General features: G+C 71.0%; 12 protein-coding genes and 1 tRNA gene. 5 read left to right on the forward strand and 8 right to left on the reverse strand.

Going from position 1 to position 14858, the window contains the following annotated elements:
- Positions 1 to 55: 55 nt before the first annotated feature.
- The 3 genes from LJ221_RS03350 to LJ221_RS03360 all read right to left on the reverse strand — a co-directional run bounded on the left by LJ221_RS03350 (position 56) and on the right by LJ221_RS03360 (position 2074).
- Positions 56 to 451 (reverse strand): type II toxin-antitoxin system HicB family antitoxin, encoded by a 396-nt coding sequence (locus LJ221_RS03350; protein WP_241713570.1) that lies wholly within the window; start codon positions 449 to 451, stop codon positions 56 to 58.
- Between the two features lie 103 nt (positions 452 to 554).
- The gene (locus LJ221_RS03355) at positions 555 to 746 is read right to left on the reverse strand and encodes a hypothetical protein (RefSeq protein ID WP_241713571.1); all 192 of its coding nucleotides are present in this window, start codon (positions 744 to 746) and stop codon (positions 555 to 557) included.
- A gap of 170 nt (positions 747 to 916) precedes the next feature.
- Positions 917 to 2074 (reverse strand): ABC transporter permease, encoded by a 1158-nt coding sequence (locus LJ221_RS03360; RefSeq protein ID WP_374228361.1) that lies wholly within the window; start codon positions 2072 to 2074, stop codon positions 917 to 919.
- Between the two features lie 106 nt (positions 2075 to 2180).
- On the opposite strand from LJ221_RS03360, the gene hrpA reads away from it, so the two are divergent.
- The 3 genes from hrpA (at position 2181) to LJ221_RS03375 (ending at position 6884) form a co-directional block, all read left to right on the forward strand.
- Positions 2181 to 6248, forward strand: coding sequence for an ATP-dependent RNA helicase HrpA (hrpA, locus tag LJ221_RS03365; protein ID WP_241713572.1), 4068 nt, complete (start codon positions 2181 to 2183; stop codon positions 6246 to 6248).
- Positions 6249 to 6383: 135 nt separating this feature from the next.
- Positions 6384 to 6458, forward strand: a tRNA-Asp gene (locus tag LJ221_RS03370).
- Between the two features lie 132 nt (positions 6459 to 6590).
- Positions 6591 to 6884 (forward strand): DUF6274 family protein, encoded by a 294-nt coding sequence (locus LJ221_RS03375; RefSeq protein WP_241713573.1) that lies wholly within the window; start codon positions 6591 to 6593, stop codon positions 6882 to 6884.
- A 564-nt stretch (positions 6885 to 7448) separates the two neighbouring features.
- Here the strand turns inward: LJ221_RS03375 and bldC are convergent.
- Both bldC and LJ221_RS03385 read right to left on the reverse strand, forming a co-directional pair.
- Entirely contained in the window at positions 7449 to 7655 is a 207-nt protein-coding gene (gene bldC, locus LJ221_RS03380; RefSeq protein WP_020869672.1) for a developmental transcriptional regulator BldC, read from the reverse strand.
- A 530-nt stretch (positions 7656 to 8185) separates the two neighbouring features.
- Entirely contained in the window at positions 8186 to 9040 is an 855-nt protein-coding gene (locus LJ221_RS03385; protein WP_241713574.1) for a hypothetical protein, read from the reverse strand.
- Between the two features lie 201 nt (positions 9041 to 9241).
- Here LJ221_RS03385 and LJ221_RS03390 point away from each other — a divergent pair, with 201 nt between their 5' ends.
- On the forward strand, positions 9242 to 10423 hold the full coding sequence (locus LJ221_RS03390) for a Leu/Phe/Val dehydrogenase (RefSeq protein WP_374228362.1): 1182 nt from the start codon (positions 9242 to 9244) through the stop codon (positions 10421 to 10423).
- 299 nt (positions 10424 to 10722) lie between these two features.
- Positions 10723 to 11001 (forward strand): DUF3073 domain-containing protein, encoded by a 279-nt coding sequence (locus tag LJ221_RS03395; protein WP_206350398.1) that lies wholly within the window; start codon positions 10723 to 10725, stop codon positions 10999 to 11001.
- A gap of 102 nt (positions 11002 to 11103) precedes the next feature.
- Here the strand turns inward: LJ221_RS03395 and purM are convergent, their stop codons facing one another.
- The 3 genes from purM to LJ221_RS03410 form a co-directional block, all read right to left on the reverse strand.
- Positions 11104 to 12189, reverse strand: coding sequence for a phosphoribosylformylglycinamidine cyclo-ligase (purM, locus tag LJ221_RS03400; RefSeq protein WP_241713575.1), 1086 nt, complete (start codon positions 12187 to 12189; stop codon positions 11104 to 11106).
- Between the two features lie 84 nt (positions 12190 to 12273).
- Entirely contained in the window at positions 12274 to 13833 is a 1560-nt protein-coding gene (gene purF, locus LJ221_RS03405; protein ID WP_241713576.1) for an amidophosphoribosyltransferase, read from the reverse strand.
- 87 nt (positions 13834 to 13920) lie between these two features.
- Positions 13921 to 14724, reverse strand: a complete 804-nt coding sequence (locus LJ221_RS03410; protein ID WP_241713577.1) for a maleylpyruvate isomerase family mycothiol-dependent enzyme — start codon at positions 14722 to 14724, stop codon at positions 13921 to 13923.
- Positions 14725 to 14858: the final 134 nt, after the last annotated feature.

A 14858-nucleotide genomic window follows, 5' to 3' on the forward strand; every position in this document is an offset into this window, starting at 1 on the left:
TTAGCTACTCGGGGGTACTCGTCAAAGCCCATACCACGCAAGACGCCAGGTTGACCTAACCCTTCTTTGGAGCGAGTTTTGCGATGTACTGATGCGAGATGCCAAGCATTGAGCCTGCATCTCTGACCGTAGCCTTCGCGGTCAGGATTCGCGCAGCAGCCGCCAAAGCTTCAGCAGCAGCCTTGCCGGCCAACTCAGCCTCTTTTCTGGCCTCTTCAGCTGCGATGATGGCTTTGGCCATATCTGGATCGGCTGGCCGCATCACAACCTTGAACGAGTCATCAGGCACCTCCAATAGCATCGCTACCACGTCGACGGCCATCTTTCGCGCTTCGTTCCACGTGCGCCCCTGAGTAATACCTACCAGCCCCTCAGGTAGGTCGTTGACCGTAACCACCCAGTACGCCCCGTCTTGGGTTGCAGTCGCATGGTAAGTACTGGTTTCGGTCACCTCTCCTTTCCCCTTCCTTTCTTTTCCTTCTTCTGTGCGCTTTGCCGAAGTCGTGAGACCCTGATCGGGTGGGGGGCCGACCTGGACTCGGCCCCCCGGTCGATCACGCTCCTTCCGCCGCCTTGATCAAAGCCCTGGCGGTTCCTTCGGCGATCTCCCTGTGTCGCGGGACAGGAAGAGAAACACCCCGAAGGGTGTAAATCTCGTGTTTTGCCCCCTGCCGTGCGAGTACGAGATCAGCGTCCTTGCTCGCGGCGATCTGCCGCAGTTCCTTTATCAAGGTGCTTTTGCGCACCATCTATGTCTACCATGAGCGACGGAGCTTGTCTACAGGAGGCGACAGACGCTGGGTGTGATCACGTATGCGGCGGTGTCCCATCCCGCACGACCAACTCGCCTGAAAAGCGGAAGGTCGATGGAACCGCTGTAGGCGTGCGTCAGGGAAATCGCCCCGGCCGGCCCCGGTCAGGAGCCGCCGTCCCGGCCGCCCGGGTGGCGGTGGCGACGGAGCCAGAAGACGGCGCAGGAGGCGACCGCCCAGGCGACCAGCACCAGGTAGGGCTGTGCGTGCGGATACCCCGGGAAGTACACGGCCGTGTGCTGGGCGTTGACGGAGGCCCCCGGCGGGAGCCAGCGGCCGATGGTGCCCAGCGGTGAGGGCAGCAGAGGCCAGGAGACCGCTCCTCCGGAGGAGGGGTTGCCGATGAGGACCATCAGGCCCCAGGTGGGGAGCATCGCCCAGCGGCCGATCAGGGCCTGGAACATGGTGAAGACCATGCCCGAGGCGAACATGGTCAGGGCGAGGATCATCCAGGAGTGGACGAAGGGGAAGTCGACCGCGTCCAGCAGCCAGTCCACGGCCGCGGCGATGGCGAAGCCGCCGAGCAGCGAGTAGGCGGCCGTGAAGGCGATCCGTTCGGAGGGGTTCAGAGCCTTTGCGTGGACGCTCATCTGGATGGCCCCGATGAAGCCGGTGACCACCGCCGCGAGGGTGACGTAGAAGAGGGCCAGGCCGCGCGGGTCGCCCGGGTCCAGCGGTTTGGCATCCCGTACCTCCACCCGCAGCCCGGTCTCCTCGCCCACCGACCGGGCGGCCTCGGTCAGCAGTTCGGCGACGGAGGCGCCCGAGGCGCTGGAGACCTCCAGCACGGGCCTCTCCCGGCCGGGGTCGGCGGGAACGCGCAGCACGGCGAAGACCTTCTGCGACTCCAGGGCCTCGTCGGCCGCCGCGGCGGTGGGGTACTCGCGCGGTTCCAGGGAGGAGCGCAGATCCTCGCTCACGGCGTCGGCGAAGGCCTCCACGCGGTCCCGCCAGGCATCGGCGTCCCCGGTGGCGCCGACGACAGCCACGGGGACGCGGCGCGGGGTGGGATCGGCCATGGCGTAGGTGTACGAGCCGGCGAAGAGCCCGGCCGCGGCGGCGATGAGCAGCGACAGCACGGTGGCGGGCAGGAAGGGCGAATCCCTGAAGCTCCGCCACGGCCCGGCGCCACCCCCTGCCCGGCGGCCCCCTCCGTTTCCCTTCCCGGCGCGGGCATCATGAGAGCCGTGCGCGGTGCGCGAGCCGTCAGGACCTCCGGGACCGCCAGGGCCGTCGGGGAGGGGGTGGCGCCGGTCGTTCATGCGCTCACACTAGACAGTCATTCCACCCATAACGCCGCACGCCGGTCACGAGGAGCGGTGAATTGATTCGCCCGGCACTCGGTGCGGGTGCGATCCTGGAGTCCGTATGTCCACTGTGTCTGATCCCAGCCTCCCCGCCGTCCTGGAGCGACTGCCCGAGCTGATGCTGCGCGACCAGCAGCGACTCGGCCGCCGCCTGGAGGGCACCCGCCGCATCCGCAAGCCGGAGGCGCGGCGTGCCGTGCTCGCGGAGATCGCCGCCGAGGTCGAGCAGGCCGAGCTGCGCGTGGCCGCCCGGCGGGACGCCGTCCCCGCCATCGACTACCCCGACCAGCTCCCCGTCAGCCAGAAGAAGGACGAGATCCTCCGGGCGATCCGGGACAACCAGGTCGTGATCGTCGCGGGCGAGACCGGTTCCGGCAAGACCACCCAGATCCCCAAGATCTGCCTGGAGCTCGGGCGCGGGGTGAAGGGGCTGATCGGGCACACCCAGCCGCGCCGGATCGCGGCCCGCACGGTGGCCGAGCGCGTCGCCGAGGAGCTGCGCACTCCGCTGGGCGAGGCGGTGGGCTGGAAGGTCCGCTTCACCGACCAGGTGGGCGAGGACACCCTGGTCAAGCTGATGACGGACGGCATCCTGCTGGCCGAGATCCAGACCGACCGCGAGCTGCGCCGGTACGACACGATCATCATCGACGAGGCGCACGAGCGCAGCCTCAACATCGACTTCCTGCTGGGCTACCTCGCCCGGCTGCTGCCCCGCCGCCCGGACCTCAAGGTCGTCATCACCTCCGCGACGATCGACCCCGAGCGCTTCTCCCGCCACTTCGGCGACGCCCCGATCGTGGAGGTGTCCGGCCGCACGTACCCGGTGGAGGTCCGCTACCGGCCGCTGCTGGAGGAAGAGGGCGACAACCCCGACCGGGACCAGGTCACCGCGGTCTGCGACGCGGTCGACGAGCTCCAGGCCGAGGGACCGGGCGACATCCTGGTCTTCCTCTCCGGCGAGCGGGAGATCCGCGACACCGCCGACGCGCTCAACAGGAAGAACCTGCGCTCGACCGAAGTGCTGCCGCTGTACGCGCGGCTGTCGCACGCCGAACAGCACCGGGTCTTCCAGCGGCACACCGGGCGGCGCATCGTGCTGGCCACCAACGTCGCCGAGACCTCGCTGACCGTCCCCGGCATCAAGTACGTCATCGACACCGGCACCGCCCGCATCTCCCGCTACAGCCACCGCACCAAGGTCCAGCGGCTGCCGATCGAGCCGGTCTCGCAGGCCAGCGCCAACCAGCGCAAGGGCCGCTGCGGCCGCACCTCGGACGGCATCTGCGTCCGGCTGTACTCCGAGGAGGACTTCCTCTCCCGGCCGGAGTTCACCGACCCGGAGATCCTGCGCACCAACCTGGCCTCCGTCATCCTCCAGATGACCGCCGCGGGGCTCGGCGACATCGAGCGCTTCCCCTTCATCGATCCTCCGGACCACCGCAGTATCAAGGCCGGTGTGCAGCTGCTGGAGGAGCTGGGCGCGCTCGACCCGAATCAGAAGGATCCGCGCAGGCGCCTGACGGAGACGGGCCGGAAGCTGGCGCAGTTCCCCGTCGACCCGCGGCTGGCGCGGATGGTGCTGGAGGCCGACCGCAACGGCTGCGTCCGCGAGGTCATGGTGATCGCCGCGGCGCTGTCCATCCAGGACCCGCGCGAGCGCCCCGCCGACAAGCAGCAGCAGGCCGACCAGCGGCACGCCCGGTTCCTGGGCCCCTCCTCCCCGAAGGCGGGCGGGGAGGAGGAGAACAGCGACTTCCTCGCCCTGCTCAACCTGTGGCGCTACGTGCGCGAGCGGCAGAAGGAACTGTCCTCCTCGGCCTTCCGCCGGATGTGCAGGTCCGAGTTCCTCAACTACCTGCGCATACGCGAGTGGCAGGACATCTACGCCCAGCTCCGCCAGGTCGCCAAGTCCATGGGCGTCCACATGAACGACCAGGACGCGGACGCCGACCGCGTCCACCAGTCGCTGCTGGCGGGCCTGCTGTCGCACATCGGGCTCAAGGAGGTCAGGGAGAACGGGAAGGGCTCCCCGGGCGAGCGCGGGAGAGAGGGCGCGAAGGGCAACGAGTACCTGGGCGCGCGCGGCGCGAAGTTCGCCGTCTTCCCCGGCTCCTCGCTGTTCAGGAAGCCGCCGCGCTGGATCATGTCGGCCGAGCTGGTGGAGACCTCACGGCTGTGGGCGCGGGTCAACGCGAAGATCGACCCGGACTGGATCGAGCCGCTCGCCGGCCACCTGGTCAAGCGCACCTACAGCGAACCGCACTGGGAGCAGAAGCAGGCGGCGGTGATGGCCTACGAGAAGGTGACGCTGTACGGCGTGCCCGTCGTGGCCCGGCGCAAGGTGAACTACGGGCGCGTCGACCCGGAGACCTGCCGCGAGCTGTTCATCCGCAACGCCCTCGTGGAGGGCGACTGGCGCACCCACCACCGGTTCTTCCACGACAACCGCAGGCTGCTGGGCGAGGTGGAGGAGCTGGAGCACCGGGCCCGCCGCCGCGACATCCTCGTCGACGACGAGACGCTGTTCGACTTCTACGACCAACGCGTCCCCGAACACGTCGTCTCCGGCGCGCACTTCGACTCCTGGTGGAAGCGCAAACGCCAGGAGGAGCCGGACCTGCTCAACTTCGAGAAGTCCATGCTCGTCAACGAGCGGGCCGGGCAGGTCACCAAGGACGACTATCCCGACTCCTGGCACCAGGACAGGCTGCGTTTCCGGGTGACGTACCAGTTCGAGCCGGGCGCGGACGCCGACGGCGTCACCGTCCACATCCCCCTCCAGGTGCTCAACCAGGTCTCCTCCGAGGGCTTCGACTGGCAGATCCCGGGCCTGCGCGCGGACCTGGTCACCGAGCTGATCCGCTCGCTGCCCAAGCCGGTCCGCCGCAACTACGTCCCCGCGCCCGACTTCGCGCGCCGCTTCCTGGACACCGTCACCGGGCAGGACGGCGGCATCCCGCGGGACACGCTGAACGAGCCGCTGACGGCCGTGCTGGCGCGGGGGCTGACACGGATGACGGGAGTGCGGGTGACTCCGGACGACTTCGACCCGTCCAGGGTCCCCGACCACCTGAAGGTCACCTTCCGGGTGGTGGACGAGCGCCGCCGCAAGGTCTCCGGCGACGCCGAGAGCAAGGACCTGGAGGAGCTCAGGGAGACCCTGCGCCCGCGCACCCGGGCCGCGCTGTCCAAGGCGTTCGACTCCGCCCGGGAGAAGGGCGGCGACGGCGCCGGCGGCGGTCTGGAGCAGCGCACCGGACTGACCTCCTGGACCGTCGGCGCCCTGCCGCGCACCTTCGAGACGCGGCGGGCCGGCCAGCCGGTCAGGGCGTACCCGGCGCTGGTGGACGACGGCGGGTCGGTGTCCGTGAAGCTCTTCGACACCGAGGACGAGCAGCGCGAGACGATGTGGCGCGGCACGCGCCGCCTGATCCTGCTCAACCTCCCCTCCAGCCCGGCCAAGTTCGCCCAGTCCAGGCTGACCAACCAGGACAGGCTCGCCCTGGCCGCCTCCCCGCACGGCGGGGTCCAGGCGCTGTTCGACGACTGCGTGTCGGCCGCCGCGGACCGGCTGATCGCGGCGCACGGCGGGCCGGCCTGGGACGAGGAGGGCTTCCGCAAGCTCTTCGACGCCGTGCGCGCCGACATCACCGACGCGACGGTGGTGACGGTGCGGCAGGTGCGCGAGGTGCTCGCCGCCTGGCAGTCGTGCGAACGGCGGATGAAGTCGCCGCCACTGTCGGGCAGTCCGACGCTCGCGCCGAACCTCGCGGATGTGCGGCAGCAGCTGACGGAGCTGGTCGGCCCGGGCTTCGTGACCGCCCACGGCGCCCGGCGCCTGCCGGACCTGCTGCGCTATCTGACGGCCGTGGACCGCCGCCTGCAGCAGCTTCCCACGGGCGCCGACCGGGACCGCGCCCGGATGGCGAAGGTGAAGGAGATGCGGGAGGAGTACGAGTGGCTGCTGGAGCGGTTCCCGCCGGGACGGCCGGTGCCGCGGGAGGTCCGGGAGATCCGCTGGATGCTCGAGGAGCTGCGGGTCAGCTACTTCGCGCACGCCCTGGGCACGGCGTACCCGGTCTCGGACAAGCGCATCATGAAGGCGGTGGACGCGGCGGCGCCGTAGTGAGACGCCGCGTCCCGGCGGGGGCGGCGGGGGACCGGCAGCAGGGGCGGCACTGTGGGTGAGTTCGCCTTGTGCCCCTGAGCTGCTGTAGAGTTCTTCTCGCAGCTCGGACCGCACCCGGCGCTGCGGCTTCCAGGTCCTGTGGAGCAGTTTGGAGTGCTCGCCACCCTGTCAAGGTGGAGGCCGCGGGTTCAAATCCCGTCAGGACCGCACCGGATGGCCCGGATCCACGAGGATCCGGGCCATCGGTCTTTCCGCGCGCCTTCGGGTGGCCCCCGGTGCGCAGACCGTCTTGACGGCTCCTCAGGCCGCGGGTACCTCTGCTACAGGGAGGTGGGCGCGATGCCGACGACTCCGAGGAAGTATCCGCGGCACGAGACACGGGCCCTGCTGCGGGCCCATCTGTCCGCCGCGACACGTTACGGCCACGCCACCCGGCACTGCCCGGTCTGCCACCGGCTGCAGCGGCTGGCGATGGAGCCGACCGGCGAGACCTCCGGCGGGCCGCCCGCGGTCTCCCCCTCCCTCCCGCCCCCGGAACCGCCCGTGCCACCGGTCCGGTCCGTGCCGCGCACACGCCCCGGGGAGGGCCCTGAGCCGCCCGTGGAGGACCGGCCCGGCCCCGGCGGCACCTGATTCCGGTACCGGCGGCCCCTCCGCCCGCACAGTGCTCGCAGGGCTCGCAGGGCGCCGTCTCCGGGGCCGGGGCGGCCCTGCGGCGGCCGGCCGCGCACCGGCGCCCGGCACGGGGCCCGATTGCGGGGCGTCTACGCTTATTTCCCATTACCGTACGGTAGTTGGGGCGGGCAAGACCTGTGTGGTGTGACGGGAGTCACCGAATCGGTTGACCAGAGAAGGGAATTTAACCACTTCCTACATCAGGCATATTTAATATGTGCAATTTCACTACACTCGAGCGCCCCTCCCAACGCCTCCGCGCGCCCCCTCACGAGATCTCCCGGCACTCTCGGCCGGCCCGGCGAACCGGGTGTCGGGAAGGCGTTGTTGACGGCTGGACGCACGGCAGGGCGCGTGACCGTGAAGGGAGCGCGAAGGGGTACGCAAAGATCGCGCTGGGCCCGGCGGAGACCAGCGCGATCGACGTTCGGGCCGCGTGGGGGACACCGGCCCGAAAGGTGGTGCCGAGTCGGGCGGCGAAGCGGGATGGGGATCCCGTTCACGCCCGATTCGTGGGGTTGTTCAGCCCTCGCTGCGCTGCTGCGGGATACCCGCGAGCAGGGCGCGCACCTCCGCCTCGCGATAGCGGCGGTGCCCTCCGAGCGTGCGGATGGACGTGAGCTTGCCTGCCTTGGCCCAGCGCGTGACCGTCTTCGGGTCCACACGGAACATCGTGGCAACCTCAGCCGGGGTCAGCAGCGGCTCGGCATCAGGGGTGCGAGCGGTCATGAGCGGCCTCCTCGGGAGAACCGAACCATCACGGTTCTTTCCTCTAAATTCTGCACCTTGACCCGCGTTGCCCGAAATGGCGGACGCGGGCCGAGTCGGTTATAGGACGAACGGCTTGTCCTCGGCACTACAACTACACCATCTGTCCAGCCACGTCGGCCAAACCGACGGAATTGCCCTCTCAGGTGTCCAACCTCGACGGAAGCCGATGGACCGTGCCATAACGGACAGTCACCCCGTCGTGACGATCGGTTACAACGTGAGTGGATCTCTCCATCCCCCTGGAGAGGAGCGCAATACCGATGGATCCGACCTCAGTTGGACGAATGGAGCCCCTCCGGACTCCTTGTCCTATTTTGACACGAGAGATGCCCTTCAGGGCAAGGCCCAGGTAAGTGCGGTCGGTCACCTTGGGGCGGCTTTGCGGCGGCTTCGGGGCGGCTTCGGGGCGAAGGCCGGCAACGGGCCCGAACGCTCCGGTTCACGGCACGCGGGACGCCCGGTGGCCCGAACCGCCCGCGCGGTACGCCTCAACTGGCCAGCCCGCGGTGCCGTACCGCCCGCCAGCGCTCGGTCAGCCGATCGTAGACCGCGCTCGCGCGCTCGCCGTCGCCCTCCCGCAGCGCCGCCAGCCCCTCCGCGGTGTCGGCCGCGGAGTGGTCCGAGGCCAGTTGCTCCTCCGGGAGGGTATACACCAGTCCGCCGTAGTCCAGCTCCACCATCGACCGCGGGTGGAACTCCTCCAGCCAGCGCCCCACGTCCACCAGCCCGTCGATCAGCGGACTGTCCTCCAGCTCCTCGCGCAGCACCTTCAGCGCACGCGCCACCCGCCGCCGCGCCTGCACCATCGGCGTGCGGTAGCGCAGGACGAGCCCCTCCCCCGCGCCGCCGGCGTCCGCCTTCCCGCCGTACTCGCGCTCCTCGTCCGCGAAGAGCACGAACCAGCGCACCGGCACGTGCCAGGTCGCCGAGCGGATCCACGGCCTGGCGTCCGGGTTCCGCTCCCGCCAGCGGTCGTAGTCCGCCGCGGCCTCGCGCCGCACCACCGGCGGCACCGCCGCGTCCAGCACCGGGGCGGGCAGCTCGTCGCCGAGCCCGGCCAGCGCCTGCCAGCCCCGCAGCCTGGTTCCCCACGGGCAGACGCACAGCACCCCGTCCACCTCGGCCACGAAGGCGTCCGCACTCTCGCGTACCGGCACCACCACGGGCGGTACCGGCAGCAGGTCCGCCAGCGACCGGCGCAGCTCGTCCTGCGCGCCGGGCAGGCGCCCGCGGCGGGCGTAGCGGGCCCAGTGGGAGCGCTCCGGCTCGGGGAAGGCGGCCAGCGGCTCGTAGACCCGCAGGTAGGACGTGTACGGAACGGCCACCGGAGTAGTGAGGGCCAAGGGATTCTTCCTCCCGGAGCAGCGGGCCGAGGGGCGGACGACGGCAGTTCAATACCCTGATCGTGGCACCGCAACTGCACACCCGTACTCCTGGGGGGCCTCAGGCCGTACCCTCATGCCAACCGGCCCGCCCCGCACCCCGCCGCCACAAGCGGGGGATGCTGGAAGGGCACCCTTCCGCGACATACAGGAGTCACCACCGTGACTGACGTACGTCCCGCCGTCAGCGTCGACGGGCACCGAGACGGACCAGACGGACCAGAGAGCGCCGTGAGCGCGCGGTACGACACCGGTTCGGTCCTGCACACCCTGTTCCACTCCGAGCAGGGCGGCCATGAGCAGGTCGTCCTCTGCCAGGACCGTGAGACCGGCCTGAAGGCGGTCATCGCCATCCACTCCACGGCCCTGGGCCCGGCTCTGGGGGGCACCCGCTTCCACGCCTACGCCTCCGAGGAGAATCCGGAGGAGGCCGCGGTGAGGGACGCCCTCAACCTCGCCCGCGGCATGTCGTACAAGAACGCGCTCGCCGGGCTGGACCACGGCGGCGGCAAGGCCGTGATCATCGGTGACCCCGGCCAGCACAAGACCGAGGCCCTGCTGGAGGCCTACGGCCGCTTCGTCGCCTCCCTCGGCGGCCGCTACGTCACCGCCTGCGACGTCGGCACCTACGTCCAGGACATGGACGTGGTCTCGCGCACCTGCCGCTGGACGACCGGCCGCTCCCCGGAGAACGGCGGCGCCGGCGACTCCTCCGTGCTCACCGCCTTCGGCGTCTACCAGGGCATGCGCGCCAGCGCGAAGCACCTGTGGGGCGATGCCCCGCTGCGCGGCCGGAAGGTCGGCATCGCGGGCGTCGGCAAGGTCGGCCGTCACCTGGTGGGCCATCTGCTCGAGGAGGGCGCCGAGGTCCTGGTCACGGATGTGCGCCCCGAGGCGGTCGAGCAGATCACGGCCGCGCACCCGGAGGTGGTGGCCGTCGCCGACACCGACGCGCTGATCCGCACCGAGGGTCTGGACGTGTACGCGCCCTGCGCGCTCGGCGGTGCCCTGAACGACGAGACCGTCGCCGTGCTGACCGCGAGGGTGGTCTGCGGCGCGGCCAACAACCAGCTCGCCCACCCGGGTGTCGAGAAGGACCTCGCCGGCCGGGGCATCCTCTACGCACCCGACTACGTGGTGAACTCCGGCGGCGTGATCCAGGTCGCGGACGAGCTCTGCGGCTTCGACTTCGCACGCGCGAAGGCGAAGGCCGAGAAGATCCACGACACCACGCTGGCGATCTTCGAGCGCGCCGCGGCCGACGGCGTGCCGCCGGCGGCGGCGGCCGACCGCATCGCCGAGCAGCGGATGGCCGAGGCCCGCAGGGCCGGCGCCGAACTCTGACCCGGCGTACACCCAAGCATCACTCGTGGTGACGGGTGGTGGGGGAGGCGTCCCTCACCACCCCTGCGCGGGTGACCGGGCGGACAGAAGGTAAAATCGTCACTGACCAGCGGAGAAATGGTCACCAGGCAGGGCGGGCACCGGCCGTGTCGTGCGGGCGGCGTACCGTACGGCCACGGAAGCAGGTACCGTTGAAGCTCCACGGACGGTCTCTCGATCGAATCGAGGGTCCGCTCCGCATCGTGAACGCGTGTCAAGACTCTGGGGCCGTTGAGCCCCGTCGTTGAGGGGGTCGAGCCATGGGGCGCGGCCGGGCCAAGGCCAAGCAGACGAAGGTCGCCCGCCAGCTGAAGTACAACAGCGGTGGGACTGATCTCGCACGCCTGGCTGAGGAGCTGGGCGCATCGACATCGAGTCAGCCGCCGAACGGCGAGCGGTTCGAGGACGATGAGCTGGACGACCCGTACGCACGGTACGCGGATCTGTACAACGACGATGACGAGGACGCGGAGGGCGACGACCACCCGGTCGACTCCCGCGGGTCCTCCTCACCGTCGAATCACCGGCGCCGCGCCTGAGGACGTCGTCGTCCACTGAACAAAGCGATCTCATACCGATAGCGGTCATCACCCGGTCCGGCCACCGCCGGACCGGGTTTTGATCCTGTTCGCCCCCGTCACTCAGCCCGCGTAGTCCCCGGTGAGGGCCACGGCCTCGGCGCGGTCACCGCGCTCGAAGACCTCGCCGGCGACCCAGGCGTCCACCCCGCGCTCGCCCAGCAGGGACAGCGTCGCGCCGACCGACTCCGGCGGGACGACGGCGGCCATGCCGACACCCATGTTGAGGGTCTTCTCCAGCTCCGCGCGCTCGACCCCGCCCAGCTCGCCCACCGTCCGGAAGACCGCCGCCGGGCTCCAGGTGGAGCGGTCCACGGTGGCGTGCAGTCCGTCGGGCACGACACGCGCGAGGTTGCCGGCCAGTCCGCCGCCGGTGATGTGCGAGAAGGCGTGCACCTCGGTGGCCCTCGCCAGTGCCAGGCAGTCCAGCGAGTAGATCTTGGTGGGCTCCAGCAGCTCCTCGCCCAGTGTCCGGCCGAAGTCCTCGACATGGCGGTCCAGCGACCAGCCCGCCCGGTCGAAGAACACGTGCCGCACCAGCGAGTACCCGTTGGAGTGAAGGCCGGAGGCGCTCATCGCGACGACCGCGTCGCCCGGACGGATGCGGTCCGCGCCCAGGATTCCGTCGGCCTCCACGACGCCCGTGCCCGCGCCGGCCACGTCGTACTCGTCCGGGCCCATCAGCCCCGGGTGCTCGGCCGTCTCGCCGCCGACCAGGGCGCAGCCCGCCAGGACGCAGCCCTCGGCGATGCCCTTGACGATGGAGGCGACCCGCTCGGGGACGACCTTGCCCACGCTGATGTAGTCGGTCATGAACAGCGGCTCGGCGCCGCAGACCACCAGGTCGTCCACGACCATCGCCACCAGGTCGTGGCCGATGGTGTCGTGGACGCCCATCCGCTGCGCGACGGCGACCTTGGTGCCCACGCCGTCGGTGGCCGAGGCCAGCAGCGGGCGCCGGTAGTCCTTGAGCGCGGAGGCGTCGAAGAGGCCGGCGAAGCCGCCGAGCGCACCGACGCTCTCGGGTCGGCGGGCCCTGCCCACCCACTCCTTCATCAGCGTGACGGCGCGGTCGCCCGCCTCGATGTCCACTCCGGCGGCGGCGTAGCTGGCACCCCGGCCGGCCGGGGTCTGGTTCGTGGAGGTCATGGTCTTCCTCTGGGACGGTCGGCGGCCCGGCGGCTCACCGGGACGGTCGGCGGCTCGCCGGAACGGCCGCCGGGCCGGCGGAGGTCAGGGCCTGCGCAGCGCGTCGGCCGCGCCGGGGCCCGCGAACAGACTCCGCACCCCGTCGGGGTCGGCACCGGATGCCTCGGCGGTCCCGGACTCCAGCAGGTGCTTGCCCAGCAGCCCGGGGTCCGGCAGTTCCATCGGGTACTCGCCGTCGAAGCAGGCCCGGCACAGATCCGGCTTGGCGATGGTGGTCGCCTCGACCATTCCCTCCAGCGAGATGTATGCCAGGGAGTCCGCCCCCAGTGAGGTGCCGATCTCCTCGACCGACAGGCCGTTGGCGATCAGCTCGGCACGGGTGGCGAAGTCGATGCCGAAGAAGCACGGCCACTTGATGGGCGGCGAGCTGATCCGCACGTGCACCTCGGCCGCGCCCGCCTCGCGCAGCATCCGCACCAGGGCACGCTGGGTGTTGCCGCGGACGATCGAGTCGTCGACGACCACCAGGCGCTTGCCGCGGATGACCTCCCTGAGGGGGTTGAGCTTGAGGCGGATGCCGAGCTGGCGGATGGTCTGCGAGGGCTGGATGAACGTCCGGCCCACGTAGGAGTTCTTGACCAGGCCGCTGCCGTACGGGATGCCGCTGGCCTCGGCGTAGCCGACCGCGGCCGGGGTGCCGGACTCCGGGGTCGCTATGACCAGATCCGCGTCGGCCGGGGCCTCGGCGGCCAGCCGGCGGCCCATCTCCACACGGGAGAGGTAGACGTTGCGCCCCGCGATGTCGGTGTCGGGGCGCGCGAGGTAGACGTACTCGAAGACGCAGCCCTTCGGCTTCGCTTCCGCGAAGCGCTGGGCGCGCAGCCCGTCCTCGTCGATGGCGACCATCTCGCCGGGCTCGATCTCCCGGATGAAGGAGGCGCCGACGATGTCCAGGGCCGCGGTCTCGGAGGCCACCACCCAGCCGCGCTCCAGCCGGCCGAGAACCAGCGGGCGTATGCCCTGCGGGTCGCGGGCGGCGTAGAGGGTGTGCTCGTCCATGAAGACCAGGCTGAACGCGCCCTTGACCTTCGGCAGGACGGCGGGGGCGGCCTGCTCGACGGTGAGCGGCTTGCCGTCCTCGTCGACCTGGCCCGCCAGCAGGGCGGTGACCAGGTCGGTGTCGTTGGTGGCGGCGACCTGGGTGGGCCGGCCGCCCGTGCTGGGCAGCTCGGCGACCAGCTCGGCGAGCTCGGCGGTGTTGACCAGGTTGCCGTTGTGGCCCAGCGCGATCGAGCCCCGGGCGGTGGCCCGGAAGGTGGGCTGGGCGTTCTCCCACACCGAGGCGCCGGTGGTCGAGTAGCGCGCGTGGCCGACCGCGATGTGACCCCTGAGGGAGCCGAGGGAGGTTTCGTCGAAGACCTGGGAGACCAGACCCATGTCCTTGAAGACGAGGATCTGGGAGCCGTTGCTCACCGCGATGCCCGCGGACTCCTGTCCCCGGTGCTGCAGCGCGTACAGCCCGAAATAGGTGAGCTTGGCGACCTCTTCCCCCGGGGCCCAGACTCCGAAGACGCCGCAGGCGTCCTGGGGGCCCTTCTCTCCGGGGAGCAGGTCGTGGTTGAGTCGTCCGTCACCACGTGGCACGCCACCGAGTCTAGGACAGGTCCCGCGGTGCTCAGTACCCGGGACCGCCGCGGGCCGCGCGGGCCGGCCGCCTTTCACCGCAGGTCATCACTCCAGCACAGGGAGGTGGTCGCGCAGATCGGCGCGCTCGCCGCTCGCTGTGAGATGCGCCGCATCCAGCTCCTTGAGCCAGTCGGTGCGGCCGGTCGCCAGCCGGATCCAGGTCAGCGGATCGGTCTCCACGACGTTCGGCGGGGTGCCGCGGGTGTGCCGCGGACCCGCCACGCACTGGACGACCGCGAAGGGCGGGATCCGCACCTCCACCGAGGCGCCGGGCGCCTTGGCGGCCAGCGCGTCCGCCAGCAGCCGCACGGTCGTCGCCAGGGCCTGGCGGACCGGCGGGACGCGCACGCCGGTGGCCCGGGTGAGGTCGTCGCTGTGCACCACCAGCTCCAGCAGGCGGGTCACGGTGAAGTCCAGCGCCCGCATCGCGCCGGAGGAGTGCGGCAGCAGTACGTCCGCGCGCACGGCCTGCTCCAGCACCGGCTCCAGCTCCTCGACGGCGTCGTCCACCGCGCGGGCCGCGTCGTCGTACGCCCGCGCGTGCCTGCGGGTCGCCTCGTCGAGCTCGCGGGCGGCGCCGGCCACGGACACCACCCAGGCGTTCAGGTCCGTCTGCGGCGCGGCGGCCCGGGGCGGGGGCTCGGCGAGCAGCCGGGGCACCGCCTCGATCTGCGCGGCGATGTGGAGCACCAGATGGCGCACGTCCCAGCCGGGCAGCCCGGAGGGCCGGGCCAGCCGGTCGGGGGTGAGGCCGTGCACGGCGCTACGCACGGCCTCCACCTGCCCGATGAGCCCGGCCCGCACCAGGGCCGGGTCGTACGTCCTGGGCTTGCGCTTCACCGGAGGCATGGCGTCAGAGTAGAACGCCGCGTGGCCGGAACAGACGGTTACCCACCAGTCGGGACGCCGGTCCGGTCCGGTGGTGAACCCGCCGGCACCCGGTGACAGCCGTGCCCCGCCGCCCGGGGCACGGGCGGCGGGGC

The sequence above is a fragment of the Streptomyces sp. CNQ085 genome (assembly GCF_022614595.1).
Lineage (GTDB): Bacteria > Actinomycetota > Actinomycetes > Streptomycetales > Streptomycetaceae > Streptomyces.